At 72.1% G+C, this 21,746-nt stretch carries 21 protein-coding genes; 4 read left to right on the forward strand and 17 right to left on the reverse strand.

Going from position 1 to position 21,746, the window contains the following annotated elements; all coding sequences use genetic code 11:
* Positions 1-10: 10 nt before the first annotated feature.
* From FHS22_RS14770 to dacB, 11 genes are all read right to left on the reverse strand, one after another.
* Positions 11-466: a DUF3180 domain-containing protein gene (locus tag FHS22_RS14770; RefSeq protein ID WP_184942027.1), complete on the reverse strand. Its 456-nt coding sequence runs from the start codon at positions 464-466 to the stop codon at positions 11-13.
* Entirely contained in the window at positions 463-999 is a 537-nt protein-coding gene (folK, locus tag FHS22_RS14775) for a 2-amino-4-hydroxy-6-hydroxymethyldihydropteridine diphosphokinase (protein ID WP_184942029.1), read from the reverse strand. Before folK ends, FHS22_RS14770 begins: the two co-directional genes overlap by 4 nt.
* Complete coding sequence (gene folB / locus FHS22_RS14780; RefSeq protein ID WP_184942031.1) at positions 996-1,358, reverse strand: dihydroneopterin aldolase; 363 nt, start codon at positions 1,356-1,358, stop codon at positions 996-998. The genes folK and folB overlap by 4 nt, the downstream gene beginning before the upstream one ends.
* Positions 1,359-1,408: 50 nt before the next feature.
* Positions 1,409-1,855 carry a nuclear transport factor 2 family protein gene (locus tag FHS22_RS14785; protein ID WP_184942033.1) on the reverse strand — a complete coding sequence of 149 codons (447 nt, stop codon included), beginning with the start codon at positions 1,853-1,855 and terminating at the stop codon, positions 1,409-1,411.
* A complete protein-coding gene (folP, locus tag FHS22_RS14790; protein WP_184942124.1) occupies positions 1,852-2,652 on the reverse strand; it encodes a dihydropteroate synthase in 801 nt (266 codons plus the stop codon). Before folP ends, FHS22_RS14785 begins: the two co-directional genes overlap by 4 nt.
* 177 nt (positions 2,653-2,829) lie before the next feature.
* Complete coding sequence (gene folE, locus FHS22_RS14795; protein ID WP_377296372.1) at positions 2,830-3,441, reverse strand: GTP cyclohydrolase I FolE; 612 nt, start codon at positions 3,439-3,441, stop codon at positions 2,830-2,832.
* Between the two features lies 1 nt (position 3,442).
* On the reverse strand, positions 3,443-5,416 hold the full coding sequence (ftsH, locus tag FHS22_RS14800) for an ATP-dependent zinc metalloprotease FtsH (RefSeq protein WP_184942035.1): 1,974 nt from the start codon (positions 5,414-5,416) through the stop codon (positions 3,443-3,445).
* Positions 5,417-5,707: 291 nt separating this feature from the next.
* Entirely contained in the window at positions 5,708-6,265 is a 558-nt protein-coding gene (gene hpt / locus FHS22_RS14805; protein WP_184942037.1) for a hypoxanthine phosphoribosyltransferase, read from the reverse strand.
* Between the two features lie 10 nt (positions 6,266-6,275).
* On the reverse strand, positions 6,276-7,382 hold the full coding sequence (gene tilS / locus FHS22_RS14810) for a tRNA lysidine(34) synthetase TilS (protein ID WP_184942039.1): 1,107 nt from the start codon (positions 7,380-7,382) through the stop codon (positions 6,276-6,278).
* Positions 7,383-7,527: 145 nt separating this feature from the next.
* Positions 7,528-8,631, reverse strand: a complete 1,104-nt coding sequence (locus FHS22_RS14815) for a zinc-dependent metalloprotease (protein WP_184942040.1) — start codon at positions 8,629-8,631, stop codon at positions 7,528-7,530.
* Positions 8,632-8,709: 78 nt separating this feature from the next.
* On the reverse strand, positions 8,710-10,071 hold the full coding sequence (gene dacB / locus FHS22_RS14820) for a D-alanyl-D-alanine carboxypeptidase/D-alanyl-D-alanine endopeptidase (protein WP_338047755.1): 1,362 nt from the start codon (positions 10,069-10,071) through the stop codon (positions 8,710-8,712).
* A gap of 113 nt (positions 10,072-10,184) precedes the next feature.
* On the opposite strand from dacB, the gene FHS22_RS14825 reads away from it, so the two are divergent.
* Entirely contained in the window at positions 10,185-10,682 is a 498-nt protein-coding gene (locus FHS22_RS14825) for an inorganic diphosphatase (protein ID WP_184942042.1), read from the forward strand.
* A gap of 2 nt (positions 10,683-10,684) precedes the next feature.
* On the opposite strand, the gene FHS22_RS38025 is transcribed toward FHS22_RS14825, so the two are convergent.
* The 4 genes from FHS22_RS38025 to FHS22_RS14845 form a co-directional block, all read right to left on the reverse strand.
* Positions 10,685-11,923 (reverse strand): C40 family peptidase, encoded by a 1,239-nt coding sequence (locus FHS22_RS38025; protein WP_184942044.1) that lies wholly within the window; start codon positions 11,921-11,923, stop codon positions 10,685-10,687.
* Between the two features lie 239 nt (positions 11,924-12,162).
* Positions 12,163-13,608, reverse strand: a complete 1,446-nt coding sequence (locus FHS22_RS14835) for a hypothetical protein (protein WP_184942045.1) — start codon at positions 13,606-13,608, stop codon at positions 12,163-12,165.
* 152 nt (positions 13,609-13,760) lie between these two features.
* Complete coding sequence (locus tag FHS22_RS14840; RefSeq protein ID WP_184942047.1) at positions 13,761-14,588, reverse strand: hypothetical protein; 828 nt, start codon at positions 14,586-14,588, stop codon at positions 13,761-13,763.
* A 78-nt stretch (positions 14,589-14,666) separates the two neighbouring features.
* Positions 14,667-16,277: an ABC-F family ATP-binding cassette domain-containing protein gene (locus FHS22_RS14845; RefSeq protein WP_184942049.1), complete on the reverse strand. Its 1,611-nt coding sequence runs from the start codon at positions 16,275-16,277 to the stop codon at positions 14,667-14,669.
* Between the two features lie 202 nt (positions 16,278-16,479).
* Here FHS22_RS14845 and FHS22_RS14850 point away from each other — a divergent pair, with 202 nt between their 5' ends.
* A complete protein-coding gene (locus FHS22_RS14850; protein WP_184942051.1) occupies positions 16,480-17,073 on the forward strand; it encodes a MarR family transcriptional regulator in 594 nt (197 codons plus the stop codon).
* A 295-nt stretch (positions 17,074-17,368) separates the two neighbouring features.
* Positions 17,369-18,613 (forward strand): cytochrome P450, encoded by a 1,245-nt coding sequence (locus FHS22_RS14855; protein ID WP_184942053.1) that lies wholly within the window; start codon positions 17,369-17,371, stop codon positions 18,611-18,613.
* 33 nt (positions 18,614-18,646) lie between these two features.
* On the opposite strand, the gene FHS22_RS14860 is transcribed toward FHS22_RS14855, so the two are convergent.
* Positions 18,647-18,943: a hypothetical protein gene (locus tag FHS22_RS14860; protein WP_184942055.1), complete on the reverse strand. Its 297-nt coding sequence runs from the start codon at positions 18,941-18,943 to the stop codon at positions 18,647-18,649.
* Positions 18,944-19,229: 286 nt separating this feature from the next.
* Here FHS22_RS14860 and FHS22_RS14865 point away from each other — a divergent pair, with 286 nt between their 5' ends.
* On the forward strand, positions 19,230-19,433 hold the full coding sequence (locus FHS22_RS14865; protein ID WP_184942057.1) for a hypothetical protein: 204 nt from the start codon (positions 19,230-19,232) through the stop codon (positions 19,431-19,433).
* Positions 19,434-19,775: 342 nt separating this feature from the next.
* On the opposite strand, the gene FHS22_RS14870 is transcribed toward FHS22_RS14865, so the two are convergent.
* Positions 19,776-21,263, reverse strand: coding sequence for a SulP family inorganic anion transporter (locus tag FHS22_RS14870; RefSeq protein WP_184942130.1), 1,488 nt, complete (start codon positions 21,261-21,263; stop codon positions 19,776-19,778).
* Positions 21,264-21,746 lie beyond the last annotated feature (483 nt).

A 21,746-nucleotide genomic window follows, 5' to 3' on the forward strand; every position in this document is an offset into this window, starting at 1 on the left:
CCGGCGGCGGTCAGCGGGAGGTGTCGGCTCCCGGGTCCTTCGGCACCCGGCAGCAGTGCTCCAGGTAGAGGGCGGCGCAGACCAGCAGCACGCAGGCGACGAACGAGCCGCCGGTGATGAAGAAGTCGCGGCGGGGCGTGCCCTGGTCGAGCAGGTCGGCCGTGTAGAGGGCGAACCCGGCGAAGACGCCCGCGAAGACCGCGCCGCCGTACGCCGAGGCCTTGGCCAGGGCGACGAGGCGGGCCACCGCCAGCGGCTCCACCGGCCTGGCGTCGGGCTTGCGCTGGATCCGCGCCCTGGTCATCCAGCCGGTGTAGGCCTCGCCGACCGCGAGCAGCAGGACCGTCGGGATCGCGGTCCACGGCACGGTGGGGATGGAGACGTAGAGCGGCTGCAGCACAGCCCAGGTGAGGAGGGCCACGGCGACGAAGATTCCGGCGAGGACGCCGGGGTGGCTCGGCTTCACGCGGGCGCCTGCAGGGTCAGGTCGGCGCGGAGCCGTACGTAGCCCTTGTCGAGACCGGCCAGCAGCTCGGCGACGGGCCGCCCGAGGAGCGTCGCCCCGGGGTCGGCCTGCAGCCACGGGACGAGCACGAACGCGCGCTCGTGCGCGCGCGGGTGGGGCAGGGTGAGCAGCGGGTCGTCGGAGACGACGTCCGCCCCGGCCCCGTCTCCCGTGCCGCCCCCCGCCGGGTCCTGCAGCGCGATCAGGTCGACGTCCAGGGTGCGCGGGCCCCAGCGCTCCGCCCGGACCCTGCCGAATGCGTTCTCCACACCCTGTGCACGATCGAGGAGCGTCCGGGGTTCCAGCGAGCTCTCCGCGACCACGACCGCGTTGAGGTACGGGTCCTGCTCGGGGCCGCCGACCGGGTCGGTCTCGTAGACCGGCGAGACCGCGACGAACTCCAGGCCCGGGGCGCCGAACAGCGAGTCGATCGCGCCCTGCAGCGTGCCGAGGCGGTCGCCCAGGTTGCTGCCGAGCGCCAGCACGGCCTTCACGACCGGCTCCGGGTGATCGTCACGACCACGTCGTCGAACGGGAGCGGGATCGGGGCGGCGGGCTTGTGCACGCTCACCTCGGCCGCCTCGACCGGCTCCCGGGCCAGGCAGACCTCCGCCAGCCGCTGGGCCAGGGTCTCGATCAGGTCGACGGGCTCCCCCTCCACGACCTTCACCAGGTCCTCGGCGAGCTCGCCGTAGTGCACCGTCTTCGTCAGGTCGTCCCCGGCCGCGGCGGGGGACGTGTCGAGGAGGAGCGTGACGTCGACGATGAACTCCTGGCCGAGCTCGCGCTCCGCCGCGAGCACGCCGTGCCGCCCTCTGGCCCGCAGTCCCCTGAGACTGATCCGGTCGGTCACGGTTCCTCCTTCGCCGGCCCCGCGGCCGGTGGCGCCCTCGCCCCGCCCGGTCACAGCGCCCCCTCCTCTTCCTCTTCGCCCTCGTCGTCGCCCTGCAGCACCGGGGAGCCGTGGTGCAGCCAGAGCCGCCAGCCCTCCGGTGTCCTGACGAACGTGTTGCTCGCCACGACCTTGCCCGCGGCGAAGCTGGAGTCGCCCTCGTCGCCCGCGGTGAGGATGTTCTCCTCGCAGGTCAGGACGGCGACGTCGCCGAGGATCATGACACGCACGTCGGTCAGCACGAACTGGATGTAGGGCGTGTTGGCCATGATGAGCGCCCAGGAGCGCAGCACCTCGGCCCGGCCGCTCAGGATCGGCCATCCGGGGTGCACGCAGCTCACCTGCGCGTCACCGGTCTCCTCGGCCCAGATCTCGGTCATCCGGTCCAGGTCGGCGTTCTCGATGGCGGTGTAGAACTCCTGGTTGACCGTCTCGACGGCCGCGGTGTCAACGCTCATGATCTCGCTCCCCGGACTGCGGCGGCCACGCGGACGGCGTCCGCGTTCGGGCGTACGTCGTGCACCCGCACGCACCACGCCCCGGCCTGCGCGACCAGGGCGGTCACCGCGAGCGTGGCGTCGTCGCTGCCGCTGAACGGGCGGGGGGTGCCGTCCTGGCCCGCCAGCAGGCGGCCGAGGAAGCGTTTCCTGGAGGCGCCGACGAGCAGCGGGTACCCGAGCTGCGCGAGCTCGTCCATCCGCGCGATCAGGGCCCAGTTGTGCTCGGGGTTCTTGGAGAAGCCCAGGCCCGGGTCGAGCACGATCTGGCTCTCCGCGACACCCTCGGCCAGCACGGAGGCGACCCGCTTGGCCAGCTCCTCGCGCACCTCGGCGACGACGTCGCCGTAGACCGCGCGGCTGTCCATCGTGTGGCTGTGGCCCCGCCAGTGCATCACCACGTACGGCACGCCGGAGGCGGCCACCACCCGCGGCATGTCGGGGTCGGCCAGGCCTCCGCTGACGTCGTTGACCAGCCCCGCCCCGGCGTCCACCGCGACCCGCGCGACCTCGGCCCGCATGGTGTCCACGCTGACCGCGACGCCCCGGCGGCTCAGCTCCCGGATGACCGGCTCGACCCTGGCCAGCTCCTCCTCCAGCGGCACCCGCGCCGCCCCGGGCCTGGTGGACTCGCCGCCGACGTCCACGATGTCGGCGCCCTGCTCGACCAGCTCCAGGCCGTGCCGTACGGCGTCCGCCGGATCGAACCAGCGGCCGCCGTCGGAGAACGAGTCGGGGGTCACGTTGACCACGCCCATCACCAGGCAGCGGTCCGCACCGGGCGGCCGCGCCGGTGACGGGAGCCGCCGGCGAGGGTCCGGACCTTCTCCCGGTGACCCATGAGACGTCGTCATACGGTCAAGCCTAGGCGCTCGCGCCGGGCCGACCGGCGCGCGGGCCCGGCCCGCCGATAACGAATCGGCACCCGCGCACGGTCAGCGGAGGATGAGGGCCATCGCCTCGGCCCGGGTCCTGTCGCTGTCGCGGAAGCTCCCGCGGACGGCCGAGGTGGTGGTCTTGGCGCCGGGCTTGCGGACCCCGCGCATGGTCATGCACAGGTGCTCGCACTCGATCACCACGATGACCCCGCGCGGCTCCAGCACGCGCATGAGCGCGTCGGCGATCTGCGAGGTCATCCGCTCCTGGACCTGGGGCCGCCGGGCGTACACGTCGACCAGGCGCGCGAGCTTGGACAGGCCCGTGACCTGGCCCTTCGTGTTCGGGATGTAGCCGACGTGGGCGAGGCCGTGGAACGGGACCAGGTGGTGCTCGCAGGTCGAGTAGACCTCGATGTCGCGCACCAGGATCATCTCGTCGTGGTCGACGTCGAAGACCTTGGTCAGCACGTCCTCCGGGACCTGCCCCAGCCCGGCGAACTGCTCGGCGTAGGCGCGGGCGACACGGCCCGGGGTGTCCTGGAGCCCGTCGCGGTCGGGGTCCTCCCCGATCGCGATCAGGATCTCCCGAACGGCCTTCTCGATGCGGGCGTGGTCCACCTGGAGCGGCTCACGCCCGATCTCGTCGTCCTGAAGTGGCTCTCGGTCCACGTCAGTTCCCGTCCACGGCCTTCGGGTGGTCCGCCGTGTGGCTGCCGGCCGGGAGCGCGCCGTTGCCTGCCTGCTCCTTCGGGGTCAGGATCGGCGGACGGTTGGAGGGCAGCCGCTTGCCGTACCCGGAGTAGGACGGGCGGTGCTCCTTGACCACGACCGGCGCGAAGATCTGCAGGACCTGCTCGCGGGAGAGGGTCTCCTTCTCCATCAGCTCCAGCACCAGGTTGTCGAGCACGTCGCGGTACTCGACGAGGATCTCCCAGGCCTGGTCGTGCGCGGTCTCGATGAGACGGCGCACCTCCTCGTCGATCGTGGAGGCGATCTTCTCGGAGTAGTCGCGCTCGTGGCCCATCTCGCGGCCGAGGAAGACCTCGGCCTGGCCGCTGCCGAACTTGCGGGCGCCGAGCTGCTCGCTCATGCCGTACTCGGTGACCATGCGGCGGGCGATGGAGGTGGCCTTCTCGATGTCGTTGGAGGCGCCCGTGGTGGGCTCGTGGAAGACGAGCTCCTCCGCGGTCCTGCCACCCAGCAGCATGGCGAGCTGGTCCATCATCTCCGAGCGGGTCGCGAGGAACTTGTCCTCCATCGGCAGCGTCATCGTGTAGCCGAGGGCGCGGCCGCGGGACAGAATCGTGATCTTGTGGACCGGGTCGGACTTGGGCAGCGCGTGCGCGACCAGGGCGTGACCGCCCTCGTGGTACGCGATGATCTTCTTCTCCTGGTCCGACATGACGCGGGTCTTGCGCTCGGGACCGGCCATGACGCGGTCGATGGACTCCTCCAGGAGCTCCATCGTGATCAGCTTCTGGTCGGCGCGCGCGGTGAGCAGCGCGGCCTCGTTGATCACGTTGGCCAGGTCGGCGCCGGTGAACCCGGGCGTCCGGCGGGCGATGATGTCGAGGTCGACGCCCTCGGCGAACGGCTTGCCGCGGCCGTGCACCTTCAGGATGCCCTTGCGGCCCTCCAGGTCGGGGCGGTCGACGGTGACCTGGCGGTCGAAGCGGCCCGGGCGCAGCAGCGCCGGGTCGAGGATGTCGGGGCGGTTGGTCGCGGCGATGAGGATCACGCCGCCCTTGACGTCGAAGCCGTCCATCTCGACGAGGAGCTGGTTCAGCGTCTGCTCGCGCTCGTCGTGACCGCCGCCGAGACCCGCGCCGCGGTGGCGGCCCACCGCGTCGATCTCGTCGATGAAGATGATCGCCGGGGCGTTCGCCTTGGCCTGCTCGAACAGGTCGCGGACGCGCGAGGCGCCGACGCCGACGAACATCTCGACGAAGTCGGAACCGGAGATCGAGTAGAACGGCACGCCGGCCTCACCGGCGACGGCCCGGGCGAGCAGGGTCTTGCCGGTGCCGGGCGGGCCGTACAGCAGCACGCCCTTGGGGATCTTCGCGCCGATCGCCTGGAACTTGGCCGGGGCCTGCAGGAACTCCTTGATCTCCTGGAGCTCCTCGATGGCCTCGTCGGCGCCCGCGACGTCGGCGAAGGTGGTCTTGGGAGTGTCCTTGCTGATCAGCTTGGCCTTCGACTTGCCGAAGCTCATCACCTTGGAGCCGCCGCCCTGCATCTGGTTCATGATGAACAGGAAGAGCAGCACGATGAAGACGATCGGCAGGAAGCTCACCAGCAGGCCGAGGAGGAAGTTCTCCTTCGGCACGTCGACCGTGTAGCCCTTGGGCAGCTTGCCGGCGTCCTTGGCCGCCTCCAGCTTGTCGGTGAGCTGGACGCCCTGCCCGGTCACCCACGAGGAGTAGTAGCGCTTGCCGTCGGCCAGCGTGACCTCGATGCGCTGTTCCTTGTCGGTGACCTTCGCGTTGGAGACCTTGCCCTCCTCGATCCAGCCGACGATCTTGGAGGTGTCGGTCTTCTCGAAGTTGCCGTCGCCGCCCCACAACGTGGTGACGAGAGTGAGCAGCACGACGATGCCCAGGATCCACAGCAGTGGCCCACGTGTAAATCGCTTGAGATCCATCCGATGCGGAACCCCGGCGGGCCCGTCCCTTCCTGACCAAGGCCTGGCAACCCCGGGCGACGCCCGGGGCGCGGTATCCCTAACCGCTCCAACTGACTACCCAGAGACGGCGCGAAGCCACCTCTTGGCGTCCGAAGGTACACCGGTGCGCCGCGCAGGGTAACCGCCCGGGCGACACCGGCTCTGCCTTAACCAACGTACGTCAGGGGCGTGCGTGTTCCCCGGCGCTATGACCAAATGTCGTTTTCCGGGTTAAACGAAGGGGCTCCGCTTCGCGCAGAGCGTATTTTTTCAGCCGGCTCCGTACACGTGCGGGGCGAGCGTCCCGATAAACGGAAGATTGCGGTACCGCTCCGCGTAGTCGAGGCCGTAGCCGATCACGAACTCGTTCGGGATGTCGAACCCGACGTACTTCACGTCGATCGGCACCTTGACCGCCTCGGGCTTGCGCAGCACCGTGCAGATCTCGACGGAGGCGGGGTTGCGCGACTTCAGGTTCTGCATCAGCCAGGAGAGGGTGAGGCCGGAGTCGATGATGTCCTCGACGACCAGCACGTGACGGCCGGCGATGTCGGTGTCCAGGTCCTTCAGGACGCGGACCACGCCCGAGGACTTGGTGCCCGCGCCGTAGGACGACACGGCCATCCAGTCCATCTGGACCGGCAGGCTCAGCGCCCTGGCCAGGTCGGCCATGGCCATGACCGCGCCCTTGAGCACACCGACGATCAGCAGCTCCCTGCCCGCGTAGTCCGCGTCGATCCGGCCCGCCAGCTCCTTGATCTTCGCCTGGAGCTCTTCCTCCGGGATGAGGACCTTCTCGAGGTCCTTGCCCATGTCGGCTGCGTCCACCTGGGATTCCTCACACGTCGTCGGAGCGGTCGCGGCGCCGGCGCGCCACGGCGAATATCAGGGTGCCATACCGGCGGACCGCTCCAACCCCTCCCGGCACATCCACCCGCCTCTGCCCCCGCCACTCGGTGACCAGGCGGTCCACCTGGAGGACGTGCCCGGCCGAGAGCGTCCCCGGCGGCGCTCCCGCCGCGATGGCCGCACGCCGCAGCACGCGCCGCCGGACCGCCGGGGGAAGGCCCTCCAGCTCCGGTACGGCCAGCACCACCTGCGGGATATCGCTTAAAGCTGAATCCGGGGCCGCCTCTCCGCCGGGTCCGGGAAGGTCCTCCCGCGCGGTGCCCCCACCGGCGGCGGCCCCTCCCGCGCGGGCCGCCGCACCGGAGGCGACCGCCCGCGCGTAGGCCGCCTCGGCCCAGGCGTCCAGCGCGTCGGCGTCGTCCCGGCACAGGCTCGCGGTGCGGGCGAGCGCCCCGGCCACCCCGGGCCCCAGCTCGTCCTCCAGCGCCGGGAGCAGCCGCTCGCGGACCCGGACGCGCGTGTAGCGGCCGTCCCGGTTGTGCGGGTCCTCCCACGGCGTCAGCCCGAGCGCCGCGCAGGCCGCCACGGTCGTGGCGCGGCCGAGCTCCAGCAGCGGCCTCCGGTAGACGCCGGTCCGTGCGGGCATCCCCGCGAGCGAGCGCGTCCCGCTCCCCCTGGCCAGCCGGAGCAGCACGGTCTCGGCCTGGTCGTCCCTGGTGTGCCCGAGGAGCACGGCCGCCGCGCCGAGCCTGTCCGCCGCCCGCGACAACGCGGCGTACCGGGCCTGCCGCGCGGCGTTCTCCGGCCCTCCCGCGGTGCCCACCTCGACCGTCAGCACCTCGGCCGGGTCCAGGCCGAGCGGGAGCCGTACCACCTCGGCGGCCTGCCGCGCCGAGCCCTCCTGGAGCCCGTGGTCCACCGTGAGCAGCCCGGCCCTGAGTCCCGCCCTCGGCGCGGTGAACGCCAGGGCGGCGGCCAGCGCCAGGGAGTCCGCGCCGCCGCTGCACGCGGCCAGCACGAGGTCTCCGGGCGCCAGATCGGCCAGCGAGAGCCGTACGGCGCGGCGGACGTCCGCGACGGCGGGGTGAGGGCCCACCTATGGCCGTGCTCCGCACGGCGGCTCGGGGGCTGGTAACCGGCGCCTTCCCTCGTCGCTCATCCGCTTCGCTCCTTCGCTCCTCAGTCCAGTGCACCGGCGCCCCCTCGCGGGTGCCGTGACTCGGAAGGCAACTACGGCGCCTTCACTCGGCCTCGGGAGCGGAGCCGTCGGCCTCCGGGAGGGCCGGGGAGCCGATGACGCGGGCGATCCACTGCTCGGGCCGGGCGATCTCGTCCAGGGTGGGGAGGGTCTCCGGCGAGGTCCAGACCTTGTTGAAGCCGTCCATGCCGGCGCGGGCGACGACGGTGTGCACGAAGGCGGAGCCCTCGGCGTACTGCTTCATCTTGAGGTCGAGGCCGAGCAGCTTGCGGACCGTGCGGTCGAGGCGGGAGCCGCCCTCGCGGCGGTGCTGGAACTTCGCGCGGATGTCGGCCACCGAGGGGACCACGGCGGGGCCGACGGCGTCCATGACGTAGTCGCCGTGCCCCTCGACCAGCGTCATCACCGCGGTGAGCCGGTCGAGGATCTCCTTCTGCTCGGGGGTCTGGATCGCGTCGATCAGGCTCCCCTCACCGCCCCGGACGACGTCGGCGACCGCGTCGGCGGCGGAGCGGAGCCGGTCGAGGAGGGTGGGCAGGTCGAGGTCGGAGGCGAGCAGGAACTCGGTCATCTGGGCGCGGACGTACTCGCGCAGCCAGGGCACGCCGGTGAACTGGACCCGGTGGGTCTCCTCGTGCAGGCAGACCCAGAGGCGGAAGTCCCGCGGGTGCACGCCGAGCTCGCGCTCGGCGTGGACGATGTTGGGCGCGACCAGGGTGAGCCGCCCGACGGGCGCCTCTCCCGAGGGGTCCGGCGGGAGGAACAGCTCGTACTGCCCCAGCACGCGGGAGGCGAGGAAGGCCAGCACCGCGCCGACCTCGACCCCGGTGATGCGGGAGCCCACCGCGGACACGATCGCCGGCGCCTGGTCCTTGCGGGCGGCCATGCGCTCGGTCAGCGGTTCGAGCACCACGCGGAAGCCCTCGACGTTGGCCCTGATCCAGCCGGACCGGTCGACGATGGTGGCGGGCTGCGGCGAGGTGTCGGCGGCCATCTGCGTGAACTCGCGGACGTGCCCCTCCGCCTCGCGGGAGAGCCGCCGCAGTTCGGCGACCGCCTGTCTGGCCTCCTCCTTGCTCACCTGCGGCCCGGGGCGCACCAGGCGCGTTCCGGTCGCTACGGCCAGGTCCCAGTCGATCACCTGCATACCGTCCACCGTACGTGCTCTGTCCCCGTGCCGCGCGGATTCACCCCCGCGCGGATTCACCCCCGCGCGGATTCGCCGTCAGCCCGCCACCGCGGCCGCCAGCCGGTCGAGGGCGGCCTCGGCCTTCCCCCACCCGGGCGGGACGTCGTCGGCCATGAACGCGAACGCGACCAGCCGCCCGTCCCCGGTGGTGGTCGTCCCGGCGAGCGTGCTGACCCCGTCGAGGGTGCCCGTCTTCGCGCGGACCAGGCCGTAGGCGGAGTCGCTCTCGCCGAACCTGTGCCCCAGCGTGCCGGTGAACCCGGCGACCGGCATGCCGCTGATCACCGGGTGCAGGCCGGGGTTGGCGGGAGAGGCCGCCACCGCCACCAGGCGGGCCAGGGCCGCGGGAGTGATCCGGTTCTTCGGCGAGAGGCCGCTGCCGTCGAAGACCTGGACGCCGTCCGCGGCCCGCAGCCGGGTCAGCACCGCGCGGACGGCCGCCGCGCCGCCGTCGAAGGAGGCGGGCTCGCCCTCCTTGACGGCCACGTGCCTGGCCAGAGCCTCCGACAGGTCGTTGTCGCTGAGCGTCAGCGCCCGTTCGACCAGCGCGTAGACGGGCGCCGACTCCACCCTGGCGATCTCCTCGGCGTCCGCGGCGGCCTCGGCCCGCCTGGCCGTCCTGTTCGCGACCTTGACGCCGTTCTTGGCCAGCAGCGAGACGAACGCGCGGTGCGCGGCCGCCGGCGGATCGGAGACCCGCCGCCGGTCGCCCGGGGCGACCTTGCCGGAGTCGACCATGAGCGCCGCCACCGGGGCGACGCTGCCCTCGGGCACGTAGCCCGGCTTCCAGCTGGCGGCGGTGCGCGGCCCCGTGTAGAGGGTGTCGTCGTAGGCCACGGTCACCCTGGTGATCTTCGCCGCCTTGAGGGCCTTCGCCGTCCGGAGGGCGAGGGCGGCCATCGAGGCCTGGGCCGGGTAGACGCCGGGGTCGGCCTTCCCCCCCGCCAGGGTCGGGTCCCCGCCCCCGACCAGGATGATCGAGCTCGGCGAGGAGCCGCGCACCACCCGGGTGCTCAGCCGGGCGTCCGGCCCCAGGGAGGCCAGGGCGGCGACGGCGGTGACGATCTTGGTGGTGGAGGCGGGGGTGATGCCGGTGTCCTCGTCGCTGCCGAACAGCGGGGCGCCGGTCTCCGCGTCGACGACCGCGGCGCCCACCCGGTCGCCCAGGGCGGGGTCCCCCAGCGCCTCGGTGAGCCGCCGGGCCAAAGTACCCTTGGGAGGGAGAGGTCCGTTCCCGCCCGCGGCCAGCACCGGACCCGCGGTGACGACCGGGATGGGAGGCGGCTCGGGCGAAGCGACCGGTTCGGGCTTCTTGTCCGTCAGCGTGTCGCTGGCGAGCAGGTGGGCCCCGGCCGCGACGACGAAGAGCTGCAGCATGACGAGAGTGACCAAGGCCACCCATCGATCGCGCTGCATCATGTCGCCGACCTCTCACTGATTCGGGTAATTAGCGCCTACGAGACATTAACGCCCAGCCGGGGGTGCCCGGGGGCTTGAGCGGAGGAACCGCGGTGGAGTTCGACGTTCTCGTTGAGATTCCCAAGGGACAGCGGAACAAGTACGAGGTGGACCACAAGACCGGGCGGATGCGGCTCGACCGGATGCTCTTCACCTCCACGCAGTACCCCGCCGACTACGGCTTCATCGAGGGCACCCTGGGCGAGGACGGCGACCCCCTCGACGCCCTGGTCCTGCTGCAGGAGCCGACCTTCCCCGGCTGCCTGATCGAGTGCCGCGCGGTCGGCATGTTCCGCATGACCGACGAGAAGGGCGGCGACGACAAGGTCCTGTGCGTGCCCGCCAACGACCCCCGGATGGAGCACATCCGCGACATCCACCACGTGCCGGAGTTCGACCGCCTGGAGATCCAGCACTTCTTCGAGGTCTACAAGGACCTGGAGCCCGGCAAGTCCGTCGAGGGCGCCAACTGGGTCGGCCGGACGGAGGCCGAGGAGGAGATCGCCCGCTCGATCAAGCGGGCCGAGGAGCAGGAGCACGACGGGCACTGAGCTCAGACCGGACGGGTCGCGCCGACGAGGTCGCTGCGCCAGATCGGCGCGATCCGCACCACGTCCCCGGTCTGCGGGGCGTGGATCATCAGACCCCTGCCGATGTACATCCCCACGTGGTGGATGTCCCCGGGATTCTCCGTGATCCTGCCGAAGAACAGCAGGTCGCCCCGGCTGAGCCGGTCGAGCGGGATGCGCGGGCCCGAGGTCCACTGGGTGCCGGTCCAGTGGTCGAGCCTGACGCCGGCCCGCTCCCACGCCCGCATGGTCAGCCCCGAGCAGTCGAAGGAGGCCGGCCCGTCCGCCGCCCAGACGTACGGCTTGCCGAGCTGGCCGAGCGCCCAGTCGGCGGCGCGGTCGCCCCGGGTCGAGACGGAGCCGTGGTCGAACGCCCAGCGGGGGACCAGCCCGCTGAAGGCCGCCGAGACCCGCGCGCCCCCCTGCCCGGTCGTCGCGGCCCGGATCCTCGCCTGGCGGGCGAGCCTGGCCCGCTCCAGGGCCGCCTGCCGCGCCCGGGCCAGCCGCTCGGCGGTGCTGCGCGCCGCGTCCGCCCTCCGCTCCAGCACCGCCTGCTCCGCCCTCAGCCTGCGGGTCTCGACGATCTGCCTGGCCACCGCCTGCTCGGCCGCCGCCCTCGCCACGGCCACCCGCGCGGCGGCCTCCCGCTGCTCCTGGTAGGCGGCGGCGGCCTGCTCCCGCAGGACGGTGAAGGCCTCCTGCGCCCCGGTCAGCTGCCTCAGCATCTCGGCCTGCCCGCCCTTCATGTGGGCGAGGATGCTGGCCCGCTGCAGGTAGCCCTGGTCCGTCCCGTTGCCGAAGTCGGCCATCATGGCCATCATCGGGTCCATCTCGCCGTAGCCCTGGGAGGTGATCGCGAGCACCGTCTGGCGCACCGCCGCGACCTGGGCGCCGGCCGCGCTCGCCCGCTCGCTCGCGCTCCGGTGGAGCTCCGCGGCGCGCGCCGTCCTGACCCGCTCCCCGTTGTAGGCCTCGATCAGCTTCTCCGCCTCGGCGGTCAGCCTCTCCAGTTCGGTCCGGGCCGCGGCGAGCCGGGCGGTGGCCGTACCGAACCGCTCGCTCCGCTCGCGCGCCTCCGCCCTGGCGTCCGCGACCTCGTCCGCCGACGGGCCGGGCCGCAGCGGCACGGCGTCGACGGGGGCGCAGGTCCCCACGACCAGAGCACAGGCGAGACCCGTCACCACCGAGGCGCCGCGGCGGCGCCTCCTTCTGCCGGAGTGCATGCATCCCCTTCCCGAACCGCCGCGTGTCCCCCTGCGACAGGCGATCGGGTTCAAGATTCCCTGCGGTGACTCTAAGCACACGCACCGCACACGTGTGGTAGTCGACGCGGGTGGAAAGGGTGTCTTGTCCAGCGGCGGAGGCTCCGGTTACCCGGACGAGGAATGCCACGTGCGGCGGAACCCGGACGAGGACCGCCGCCTGCGGCCGAACCCGGACGAGGACCGGCGTCCCGGCGGGCTCAGGAGCCGGGATTCGGATCGGGGGCCGGCGTGGACGCGGTCGGGCTGGGCGTGGAGCCGCCCGTCGGCGTGACCGAGGCGGACGGCTGGGCCGTCGTGGGCATGGGCTTGGGGGTGACCGGCTTCGACGTGGGCGCCGTCCTGGACGGGGCCGGGCAGGGAGTCGGCCGGGAACTCGGCCGGGAACTCGGCCGCCCGCCCTGGTGGTCGCGCGGCGGCTGGGTCACCGACGAGGGGGCCGGCGCGGGCCCGCCCGCCGGGTCGGGCCGGGAGGGCGAGCCCGGCCTCGACGGGCCCGCGGGCCCGTCCGGCGAGGACGTCCCGGACCGCTGCCGCTGGGGCAGCGGCTCCGTCCGCACCGCGGTGATCGGCTCGGCGGGTCCCGCCTGCGGGTGGACGGCCGGCTTGCGCGGGATGAGCTCCAGCGTCATCGGGCCGTGCCCGGTCTCGGGGTCCCACGGCAGGCCGACGCCCGCCGGTTCACCGGTCGTGGGGAAGGCGCCGGAGGCGATGTCGACCACCGCCGGACCGGACCGGTCGCCGAAGAGGGTGAAGATCATTGTGATGGCCGCCGCCGCCGCGACCGCAGCCGCCGCACCGGCAAGCGCATGAGCCCAGCGACGGTCCCGGCGAACCCCCTCGACGGGAAACCCGGCGGCGTCGAGCAGGCCGACCCTCCGCGCGGCGTAGCGGCGGTAGGGGACGAGCTCGGGGTCGGCGAAGCAGCTCAGCACCCGCACGCGGAGCGTCTCCGGCGCGGGCGCCTCCGGCAGCAGGTCGAAGACCTTCCCCTCGGAGACCTGCCGGGAGCGGTGCGGCGCGCAGGTGTCGCAGCCCGCGATGTGCCGGATCACCCGATCGCGCATCCCGGGAGCGAGCTCCCCGGCGAACCCGGTCAGGATCCGGGCCCGGTCCGCGCAGTCGTAGGGGCCCTTCCGGGCGAGGACCTCGGCGGTCACCGCGTCGCGCAGCCGCTCCCTGGCCGCCTCCAGCATCACCTCAGCGATCTTGACCGGCACTCCGAGCACCGTGACGGCGTCGGAGAGGGACAGCCCGTGCCGGGTCAGGAGGTCGAGGATCTCCCTGTCGTCCGGCGGCAGGCTCCGGATCGCGTTCCAGGCGATCACCCGCAGGTCGGCCTCGCCGGCCCCGGCGACCGGCGGTTCGCCGGAGCCCGCGCCCGCGTCCCCCGCCGGGCGGAGCCGTACGCACTCCTGCCGGGCGAGCGCGTACAGCCAGACCGTGAGCCGCCCGGGGTCGGTGAGCGCGTGGACGTGCGCCTCCGCCGCGATCAGGGTGTCCCGCAGGGCCACCTGGGCGCTGTCGGGATCGTCCAGCATGGCCAGGCAGTACCGGTAGAGGTTCTCGGCGCGGGAGTCGTAGAGGGCCGCGAGCGCGCCCGGATCGCGCGCGCGGAGGGCTTCGACCAGGACGCTGTCGTTCATGTGACCGACGGTAATGGTTTGATAACTACAAGTTCCACCGCTTTGCCGACAGCGACACGGACCGTATTAAGAATGTTAGCGACCGCAGTAAAATCATCGACCGACATTAATCCGATAAATATGAATGAACGGCTATTTGTCGGAATTCACGGTCACGGCCGGACGTCTTCTCCGGGCGGCGCCTGCCGGCCGCGGTCCTTCGTGAACGGGGACGTGGTCGGCTTGACCGTGTGCATCGGGATCGCACCGCCCAGCGCCAGCTCCTCGTAGGGGCGGCTGCTCGATCCCCAGGTCCGTGCGACCAGCTCGGCCTTTGCGATCTTGCTGGTGTCGGCGACGCTCTCGACGTCCAGGACGAACCGGCGCCTGCCGCCCTCCTGGACGTCGTCCACGAACGTGCTCCCGCCGCCGAGCAGCCTGCCCGCGGAGTCGCGCAGGAGCGCGGTGACCGCCAGGGTGCCCGCCGGGAGCCGGTACGGCGTGCCGACGTAGCCGGTGACAACGTAGGAGCCGTCCTCGTTCCGCGCGGTCTGCACGCCGGAGATCGGGAACGGCCTGAACGCCGAGACGATCCGGCCCGCCTGGCGCCATTCGGCCGGGCGGTACTCGATGGTCACGTCGACGGGCCTGCGCTCCGCGAGCGCCTGCCCGGTGAAGGAGAGCGACCCCGCCGGAGGGACCGCGTCCAGCGGCTGGTCCATCCGGACGACCTCCCTGCCCTTGGCGTCCCTGCCGACCACCGTGGCCACCACGTGCTCGCCGAAGTGCCAGGGGTTGGGGTTGCTCAGCACCCCCGCCCAGTTCACGACGTAGCCGTCGTACCTGTCGCCGCCCTTGAGGACGGAGGAGACCTGCTCCTTCACCGCGAGCGGCTTGAGTTCCGGCGTGTCCTGCCGCTCCTCGCCCGAGCAGCCGGCGCCCGAGAACGCGACGAGGAGGAGCGCGGCGAGAGCGCCGGCGGTCCGAGTGCTGTGCGTCACCCAGCCGTCATAACCCCCCGGCCGGGTGCCCCCCGCCCGGACGCGCCGCGCCGAGGCGAACTCTTTAGGGATCCCGGGTCACCGGTTGCGGACCACCCGTGTCTCGTCCCAGATCGGCTCCGGCGACTCGTACACCCGCCCGTCGGAGCCGAAGACCAGGTAGCGGTCGAAGTCGTCGGCGAACCAGCGGTCGTGGGTGACCGCGACCACGGTCCCGTCGAAGGCGTCCAGCCCCTCCTGCAGCGCCTCCGCGCTGGCCAGGTCCAGGTTGTCGGTCGGCTCGTCCAGCAGGAGCAGCGTGGTCCCGGACAGCTCCAGCAGCAGGATCTGCAGCCGCGCCTGCTGCCCGCCGGAGAGCGTCTCGAAGCGCTGCTCGGCGATCGACCCGGCCAGCTCGTAGCGGGCCAGCGCCTTCATCGCCTCGTTCTTCAGCCTCGCGTGCTCGGTCATGACGATCTCGCACGGCGTCCGGCCGACGAGCTCGGGGCGGGCGTGGGTCTGCGCGAAGTGCCCGGGGACGACCCGCGCGCCGAGCCGGGCCACGCCGCTGTGCCGTACCTCCTCTCCGGCCAGCAGCCGGAGGAAGTGCGACTTGCCGGAGCCGTTGGAGCCCAGCACCGCGACCCGCTCGCCGTACCAGATCTCCAGGTCGAACGGCTTCATCAGCCCGGTGAGCTCCAGCCCCTCGCAGATCACCGCCCGTTTGGCGGTCCGGCCGCCCTTGAGCCGCATGCTGATGAGCTGGTCGCGGGGCGCCACCTCGGGCGGCCCCGCCTCCTCGAACCTGCGCAGCCGGGTCTGGGCCGAGTGGTAGGCGGCGGCCATGGTGTCCATGTACTTCGCCTTCTGCTTGAGCATGTTGACCAGGCGCTTGAGCTTGGCGTGCTCCTCGTCCCAGCGCTTCTTCAGCTCGTCGAGCCGCTCGTTGCGCTCCTTGCGCGCCTGCGCGTAGGTGCGGAAGCCGCCGCCGTGCACCCAGACGTTCCCCGACTCGACGGTGACGATCCGGTCGGCCGCGTTGGCCAGCAGCTCCCGGTCGTGGCTGACCAGCACCACCGTCTTGGGCGTCTCGCGCAGCGCCTGCTCCAGCCAGATCTTCCCGGGCACGTCGAGGTAGTTGTCCGGCTCGTCCAGCAGCAGCGTCTGGTCGGGCCCGCGCAGCAGCGCCTCCAGCACCAGCCTCTTCTGCTCGCCGCCCGACAGCGTGTTGACCTCGCGGTACTTGCACCGGTCGTACGGCACGCCGAGGGCCGCCATGGTGCAGGTGTCCCAGAGCACCTCGATGTCGTAGCCGCCCGCGTCGGTGTAGTCCGTGATGGCCTGCGCGTAGCGCATCTGCGCCTTCTCGTCCTCGCGCTCCATCATCACGAGCTCGGCGGCCTCCAGCCGCCCGGCCGCCTGCCGTACCCGCTCGGGGGCCACGCTGACCAGCAGGTCGTGCACGCTCCGCCCGTCCCGGATGCCGCCGACGAACTGCCGCATGATCCCGAGCCCGCCGGAGCTCGCGACACTCCCCTCGACCGGCTGCAGGTCCCCCGCGACCAGCCGCATCAGCGTCGTCTTGCCCGCCCCGTTGGGCCCGACGAGCGCCGCCTTCACGCCCTCGCCGACCCGGAAGGACACATCGTCCAGCAACGGCCTGCCGTCCGGCAGCACGTACGTCAGATGAGCGACCTCGACGTGTCCCACTGCGCTTACCTCTCTCTGAAGTCCCCGCGCAGGGTACATGCCGGTTCGGCCACTGACATCCGGATTTTCCACGGGTACGACGCAGCAGAGTTCTCGATATCACCCCATAACAGCGATCACACTTCCGAAAACATGAGCACTGCGAATCGGGTTGACCACTCCGAGTAGCAAGCATGCTATGGATGCATAGTACTATTCATCTATGAGGGAACTTCCGCCTCTGCTGCTTCCCCTGCTCCGATCCAACACCGTCGGCGAGTTGCTCGCCTGGCTGTACCTCCATCCGGAGGATGAATATTCGACGACCGATCTCGCCCGGCGGACGGGCGCGTCCCAGCCGACCGTGAGCCGCGAAGCCGACCGGTTCGCCGCGGCCGGGCTGACCAAGGAGAGACGGCACGGCAACCTCCGTCTCATCCGCGCGGACACCGACACGATCGTCGCCAGGCCACTCACCGATCTGCTGGCGGTGGCCTTCGGTCCGGCAGCCGTCCTGCCGCCCCTCCTCCAGTCGATTCCCGGCATCGAGGAGGCGTACATCTACGGCTCCTGGGCCGCCCGGCATGCGAACCGTCCCGGGCCGATCCCCCGGGACGTCGATGTCCTTGTCGTGGGATCCGCCGATGAGGACGAACTCTACGATGCGGCGCGAGAAGCCGAACGGATTCTGGGCCGCGAGGTGGACATCAGCCGGATCTCTTCCGCGTCGTGGGCCACCGACCTGGAAGACCCGTTCGTGACGTCCCTGCGGAGCAAGCCCCTCCACCCCCTGATCCGGAACCGGAGCACAACGTGAGATGGATGCAAGGACGCGACCGGATCGACGCGATGCCGGCCGCCGGCCGGTTGGAGCGGGTACCGCCGAGCCGGGAGCACGCCGGCACCATGCTCGCTCAGGCGTCCCGGCACATCGAGCCGGATCCCCCGCGTCCCACATGCGCGGCGGCAGCCGTACCGCCAGACCGGCGGCCCGCTCCAGGACGGCTGCCGCCCTCGCCCTCCGGTGGGACGACCGGCGATCCCGAGCCTTGAGGTTCAGCCGGATCCGCCCGAATATGAGGGGAACCCGATGTCTTCCGGCTGGAGTTGGCATGACGGCGACCGCACGGGACCACGGCATCCTCGACCTGATCGGCATGCTGGTCGATCCGGCGGCGCGGCCCGACCCCTATCCGGTCTACGCCCGCATCCGGGAGCTCGGCCCGTCGGTGCTGGACCCGGGCGGCGGGGAGGCCCCGGGGATCGTGCTCTCCACCTACCGGGAGTGCGAGGCGGTGCTGCGGGACCCGCGGATGAGCAGCCAGCGCGGCCGCAACCGGCGGCCGGGCGATCTGCTCCCGGCCGACGCGCCGTCCTCGGTGCGGCAGCGGTGGTTCCTCTCGCTCGACCCGCCGGACCACACGCGGCTGCGGCGGCTGGTGTCGGCGGCGTTCACCGCCCGGCGGGTCGGGCGGCTCACCGGGCGGATCTCGGAGCTGGTGGACGGACTGCTGGACCGGGCCATGGAGCGGGACGGAGCGTTCGACGTCGTCGAGGACCTCGCGTACCCGCTGCCCATGACGGTGATCTGCGAGATGCTCGGCGTGCCGGCGTCCGACCACGAGCAGGTGCGCGAGTGGTCCTCCCGGCTGACCCGGCTGATCGACGGCTTCGGGGCCCCGCCCTCCGAGGAGTCGCTGCAGGGGCTGCTCGCCCTGAACGTCTACCTGAACGAGCTGGTCGGGGAGCGGCAGGCCAGGCCGGGTGAGGACCTGGTCTCCGCGCTGATCGCGGTACGCGAGGACGGCGACTCCCTCAGCCACGACGAGCTGGTCTCCATCGTCGCCCTGCTGCTGGTGGCGGGGCACGAGACGACCGTGAACCTCATCGCCAACGGCGCGCTGGCGCTGCTGCGCAACCCGGAGCACTTCAGCGCGCTGCGCGGGGACCCCGGACTCGCAGACGCCGTCGTGGAGGAGACGCTCCGGTACGACCCGCCCGTGCAGATCACCGCCCGGGTGGCCGCGGAGGACATGGAGCTCTCCGGCGTACGGCTCCGGCGGGGCGCCATGGTGGTCCTCCTGCTGGCCGCCGCGCACCGCGACCCGGAGGCGAACGAGAATCCGGACGCCTTCGACCCCTGCCGCCCCGAGATCAGGCACCTGGCCTTCGGGCTCGGTCCGCACTTCTGCCTGGGCGCGCCGCTGGCGCGCCTGGAGGCGCGGCTGGCGCTGACCCGCCTCGTCCGGCGCCTGCCGGGGCCGGTCCTGCTGCAGGACCCGCCGCCGTACCGCGAGCACGTCAACCTGCGGGGCCCCGCGAGCATCACCGTGCCCCGGCCCTCGCTCCCCGGGTAGCCGACCGTACGGCCCGCCCGCGCCGGTCCCCGGTCAGAGGTCCTCGTCGCGGATCACGTCGAGGTCGAGGAAGCGGGGCGGGCCGTCGCACAACTCCTGCATCCGGCGGGACATCTCGTCGGTCTCCGGCAGCCTGCTGTTGCGCATCGCCTCCTCGTAGGAGGGGAACTGCACGATCGTGACGTAGTGGCCGGGCCGTCCGTGCTCGCGGGTGAGCGTCGTGTGCGTGGCCGTGCTCTCCCCCGCCGTCGTCTCCCTCCACTCGTCCATCAGCCGCTGGACGTCCTCCTCGCGCTGGGTGTCGAACTCGATGACCTGAACGAAGCTCATGAGACCCTCCTCCTTCGTTGCCGTCACTACCGACTCCACCTCCGAGGCGGGGCGGGAGCAAGCGGGAGCAGGTCAAGATGGCGCCGTCTTTCCATGACGGGCCCGCCGCGGCGGGCGGCCGCACGGGGGGCGCACGGGGGATCGGCGGCGGCGCCGCGCGGGCGGATCGGGGCAGAGGCTGCAAGGGACCGCTACCGGAGGACGGACGACTCCCAGCGGCTGGTAAGTGATCTACAAGGCCGCCCGGAGATCATCGCTCGTGTTCGACGACGAAAGGAATGTCCACATGAGCAGGAAGCGCACGGCCGCAATGATCACGGCCGCGTTCTTCGCGATCGGTGCCGCGCAGCTCCTCGGCACCGGTCCCGCGGCGGCCGCGACCCTGGACGGCGGAGGTGCCCGGTCGCTCCTTCACCACATCTACGACTTCCCCCCCTTCCCCGACTACGAGCCCACAGACTGCGACACGAGGCCGCACCACTGCGAATGATCCGGTCGCAGGTCGTGGTCGGCTAGGATCCGCCGCGAGGTCCGGTATGCAGCGGCGTATCACGATCGCCGAACGAAGAGGGCTCCGGTGAGGGGTCCGGCGACCGGGAAGGACCTGCATGCCGGAGATCTCTCGATCACCCCGGCCTCGATCTTCCGCGATCTCCGTGTGGCGGGCCGGGGCGTTCGGCTCCCGGCGTGCCGCCGGGAGCCGGGCGGCCCCGGCCTTCCCGATCGACGCGGCGGCGCGGCAAGAGGTCCGCGACCGCCGCCATCACCACGGGGCGGAGGGAGCACCCCCGGCTCCGGGCCGTACCGCGGACCCACCGAACGATCCGCGTTCTCAGTGACCGGCGTTGAGCTCCCCGCTGAGCGTGCCGTGGATCCGCGCGCTGGGGCTGTTCAGGCCGACGATCTCGACGGTCTTGCCGCGGGCGGCGTACTTGGTCTCCACCGCGTCCAGCGCCGCCACCGAGGAGGCGTCCCAGATGTGCGCGTCGGACAGGTCGATGACCACGTGGTCCGGGTCGCCCACGTAGTCGAACCGGTACACCAGGTCGTTGCTGGAGGCGAAGAACAGCTCGCCGGTGACGGCGTAGATGACGTGGCCGCCCTCGGGGTCGGTGACCGAGGTGACCTCGGCGAGGTGGGCGACCCGGCGGGCGAAGATCACCATGGCGGCGACGCTGCCGGCGACCACGCCGACGGCGAGGTTGTGGGTGGCGACCACGACGGCGACGGTGGTGACCATCACGATGGTCTCGCCGTACGGCATGCGCCTGAGCGTGGCCGGGGCGACCGAGTGCCAGTCGAAGGTGCCGAACGAGACCAGGACCATCACCGCGACCAGGGCGGCCATCGGGATCTGCGAGACCCACGGCCCGAACACGATGCACAGGATCATCAGGAAGACGCCGGCGGTGAAGGTCGACAGCCGGGTGCGGGCCCCGCTCGCCTTCACATTGATCATGGTCTGGCCGATCATCGCGCAGCCGCCCATGCCGCCGAAGAAGCCGGTGACGATGTTGGCGACGCCCTGGCCGACGGACTCGCGGGTCTTGCTGGAGCGGGTGTCGGTGATGTCGTCGACCAGCTTGGCGGTCATCAGCGACTCCATCAGGCCGACCAGGGCGAAGGCCAGCGCGTACGGCGCGATGAGCGCCAGCGTGTCCATGGTGAACGGCACGTCCGGCAGGCCGAACCCCGGGAGCGAGGAGGGCAGCACGCCCCGGTCGCCCACGGTCGGCACGGCGATCCCGGCGCCGACGGTGATCGCGGTCAGCGCGGCGATGGAGACCAGCGGCGCCGGCACCGCCCTGGTGATCCGCGGGAAGAGGACCATCAGCACCAGTCCCCCGGCCACCAGCGGGTAGACCGCCCACGGGACGTCGATCAGTTCGGGGACCTGCGCCATGAAGATCAGGATCGCGAGGGCGTTGACGAAGCCGACCATGACGCTGCGCGGCACGAACCTCATCAGCTTGGCCACGCCGAGCGCGCCGAGGGCGATCTGGATGATCCCGCCGAGGATGACGGTGGCGATCAGGTGGTCGAGACCGTACTGGCGGGAGATCGGCGCGACCACGAGGGCGATCGCCCCGGTGGCGGCGGAGATCATCGCGGGACGGCCGCCCACGATGGAGATCACCACGGCCATGGTGAAGGAGGCGAACAGCCCGACGCTCGGGTCCACCCCGGCGATGATCGAGAAAGAGATCGCCTCGGGGATCAGCGCGAGCGCGACCACCAGTCCGGCGAGGACCTCGGTACGGGCCACCTTCGGCGAGAGCCAGGCCGGGCGGAAGGAGCGCAGGCGGGCGGAGAGCGACATCTGTACGGCGTGCAACGGGTGACCTCAGGGGTTGGGGCGGATCCCGGCCGGGTGGGACGCGCAGGAGGAAGGCGCGGCGGGCGGCCGTGCCGGAACAACCCGCCGGCCGGCGGGCGGAAGTCTGGACGGGGACCGGGGCCCGGAAGGGGCCCGGATCATCGGCGACGGCGGGAGGACCCGGGTCACCGGCGACGGCGGGCAGCGGCCCGGATCGCCGGATCAGGGGGTCACGGCGGACAGGATGCGGCAGGCGGGAACGGCATGCTCGCGTCCTTCTCCTCACGTCGTGGCCTGCGCGGATGCGTCCTCGCATCCCGCCTCGGAAGTCTGGGCGTCGCCCGTAGTCACAACGGATGGACCCGTACGGAACTTCCCGGTCGGCCATGACTTTACAGGGCCCCGGCGGCCCGGCTCCGGAGGGTCCCTCCCGCCGCCCCTTCACCGGCCCCTTCACCGGCCCGCCGCGCCGCCTCACCGTCCTCG

This window comes from Thiemannella venezuelensis (assembly GCF_014203605.1).
Classification (GTDB): Bacteria; Actinomycetota; Actinomycetes; order Streptosporangiales; family Streptosporangiaceae; genus Planomonospora_A; species Planomonospora_A venezuelensis.

What these genes read in the sequence shown, in the direction of transcription:
- FHS22_RS14850 (WP_184942051.1), top strand. Translation starts at nt 16,480, where the DNA reads ATGAGGGAACTTCCGCCTCTGCTGCTTCCCCTGCTCCGATCCAACACC.
- FHS22_RS14785 (WP_184942033.1), bottom strand. Translation starts at nt 1,855, where the DNA reads ATGAGCGTTGACACCGCGGCCGTCGAGACGGTCAACCAGGAGTTCTAC.
- folP (WP_184942124.1), bottom strand. Translation starts at nt 2,652, where the DNA reads ATGGGCGTGGTCAACGTGACCCCCGACTCGTTCTCCGACGGCGGCCGC.
- ftsH (WP_184942035.1), bottom strand. Translation starts at nt 5,416, where the DNA reads ATGGATCTCAAGCGATTTACACGTGGGCCACTGCTGTGGATCCTGGGC.
- FHS22_RS14865 (WP_184942057.1), top strand. Translation starts at nt 19,230, where the DNA reads ATGAGCAGGAAGCGCACGGCCGCAATGATCACGGCCGCGTTCTTCGCG.
- FHS22_RS14815 (WP_184942040.1), bottom strand. Translation starts at nt 8,631, where the DNA reads ATGCAGGTGATCGACTGGGACCTGGCCGTAGCGACCGGAACGCGCCTG.
- FHS22_RS14870 (WP_184942130.1), bottom strand. Translation starts at nt 21,263, where the DNA reads ATGTCGCTCTCCGCCCGCCTGCGCTCCTTCCGCCCGGCCTGGCTCTCG.
- FHS22_RS14835 (WP_184942045.1), bottom strand. Translation starts at nt 13,608, where the DNA reads ATGAACGACAGCGTCCTGGTCGAAGCCCTCCGCGCGCGCGATCCGGGC.
- FHS22_RS38025 (WP_184942044.1), bottom strand. Translation starts at nt 11,923, where the DNA reads ATGCACTCCGGCAGAAGGAGGCGCCGCCGCGGCGCCTCGGTGGTGACG.
- FHS22_RS14855 (WP_184942053.1), top strand. Translation starts at nt 17,369, where the DNA reads ATGACGGCGACCGCACGGGACCACGGCATCCTCGACCTGATCGGCATG.
- FHS22_RS14860 (WP_184942055.1), bottom strand. Translation starts at nt 18,943, where the DNA reads ATGAGCTTCGTTCAGGTCATCGAGTTCGACACCCAGCGCGAGGAGGAC.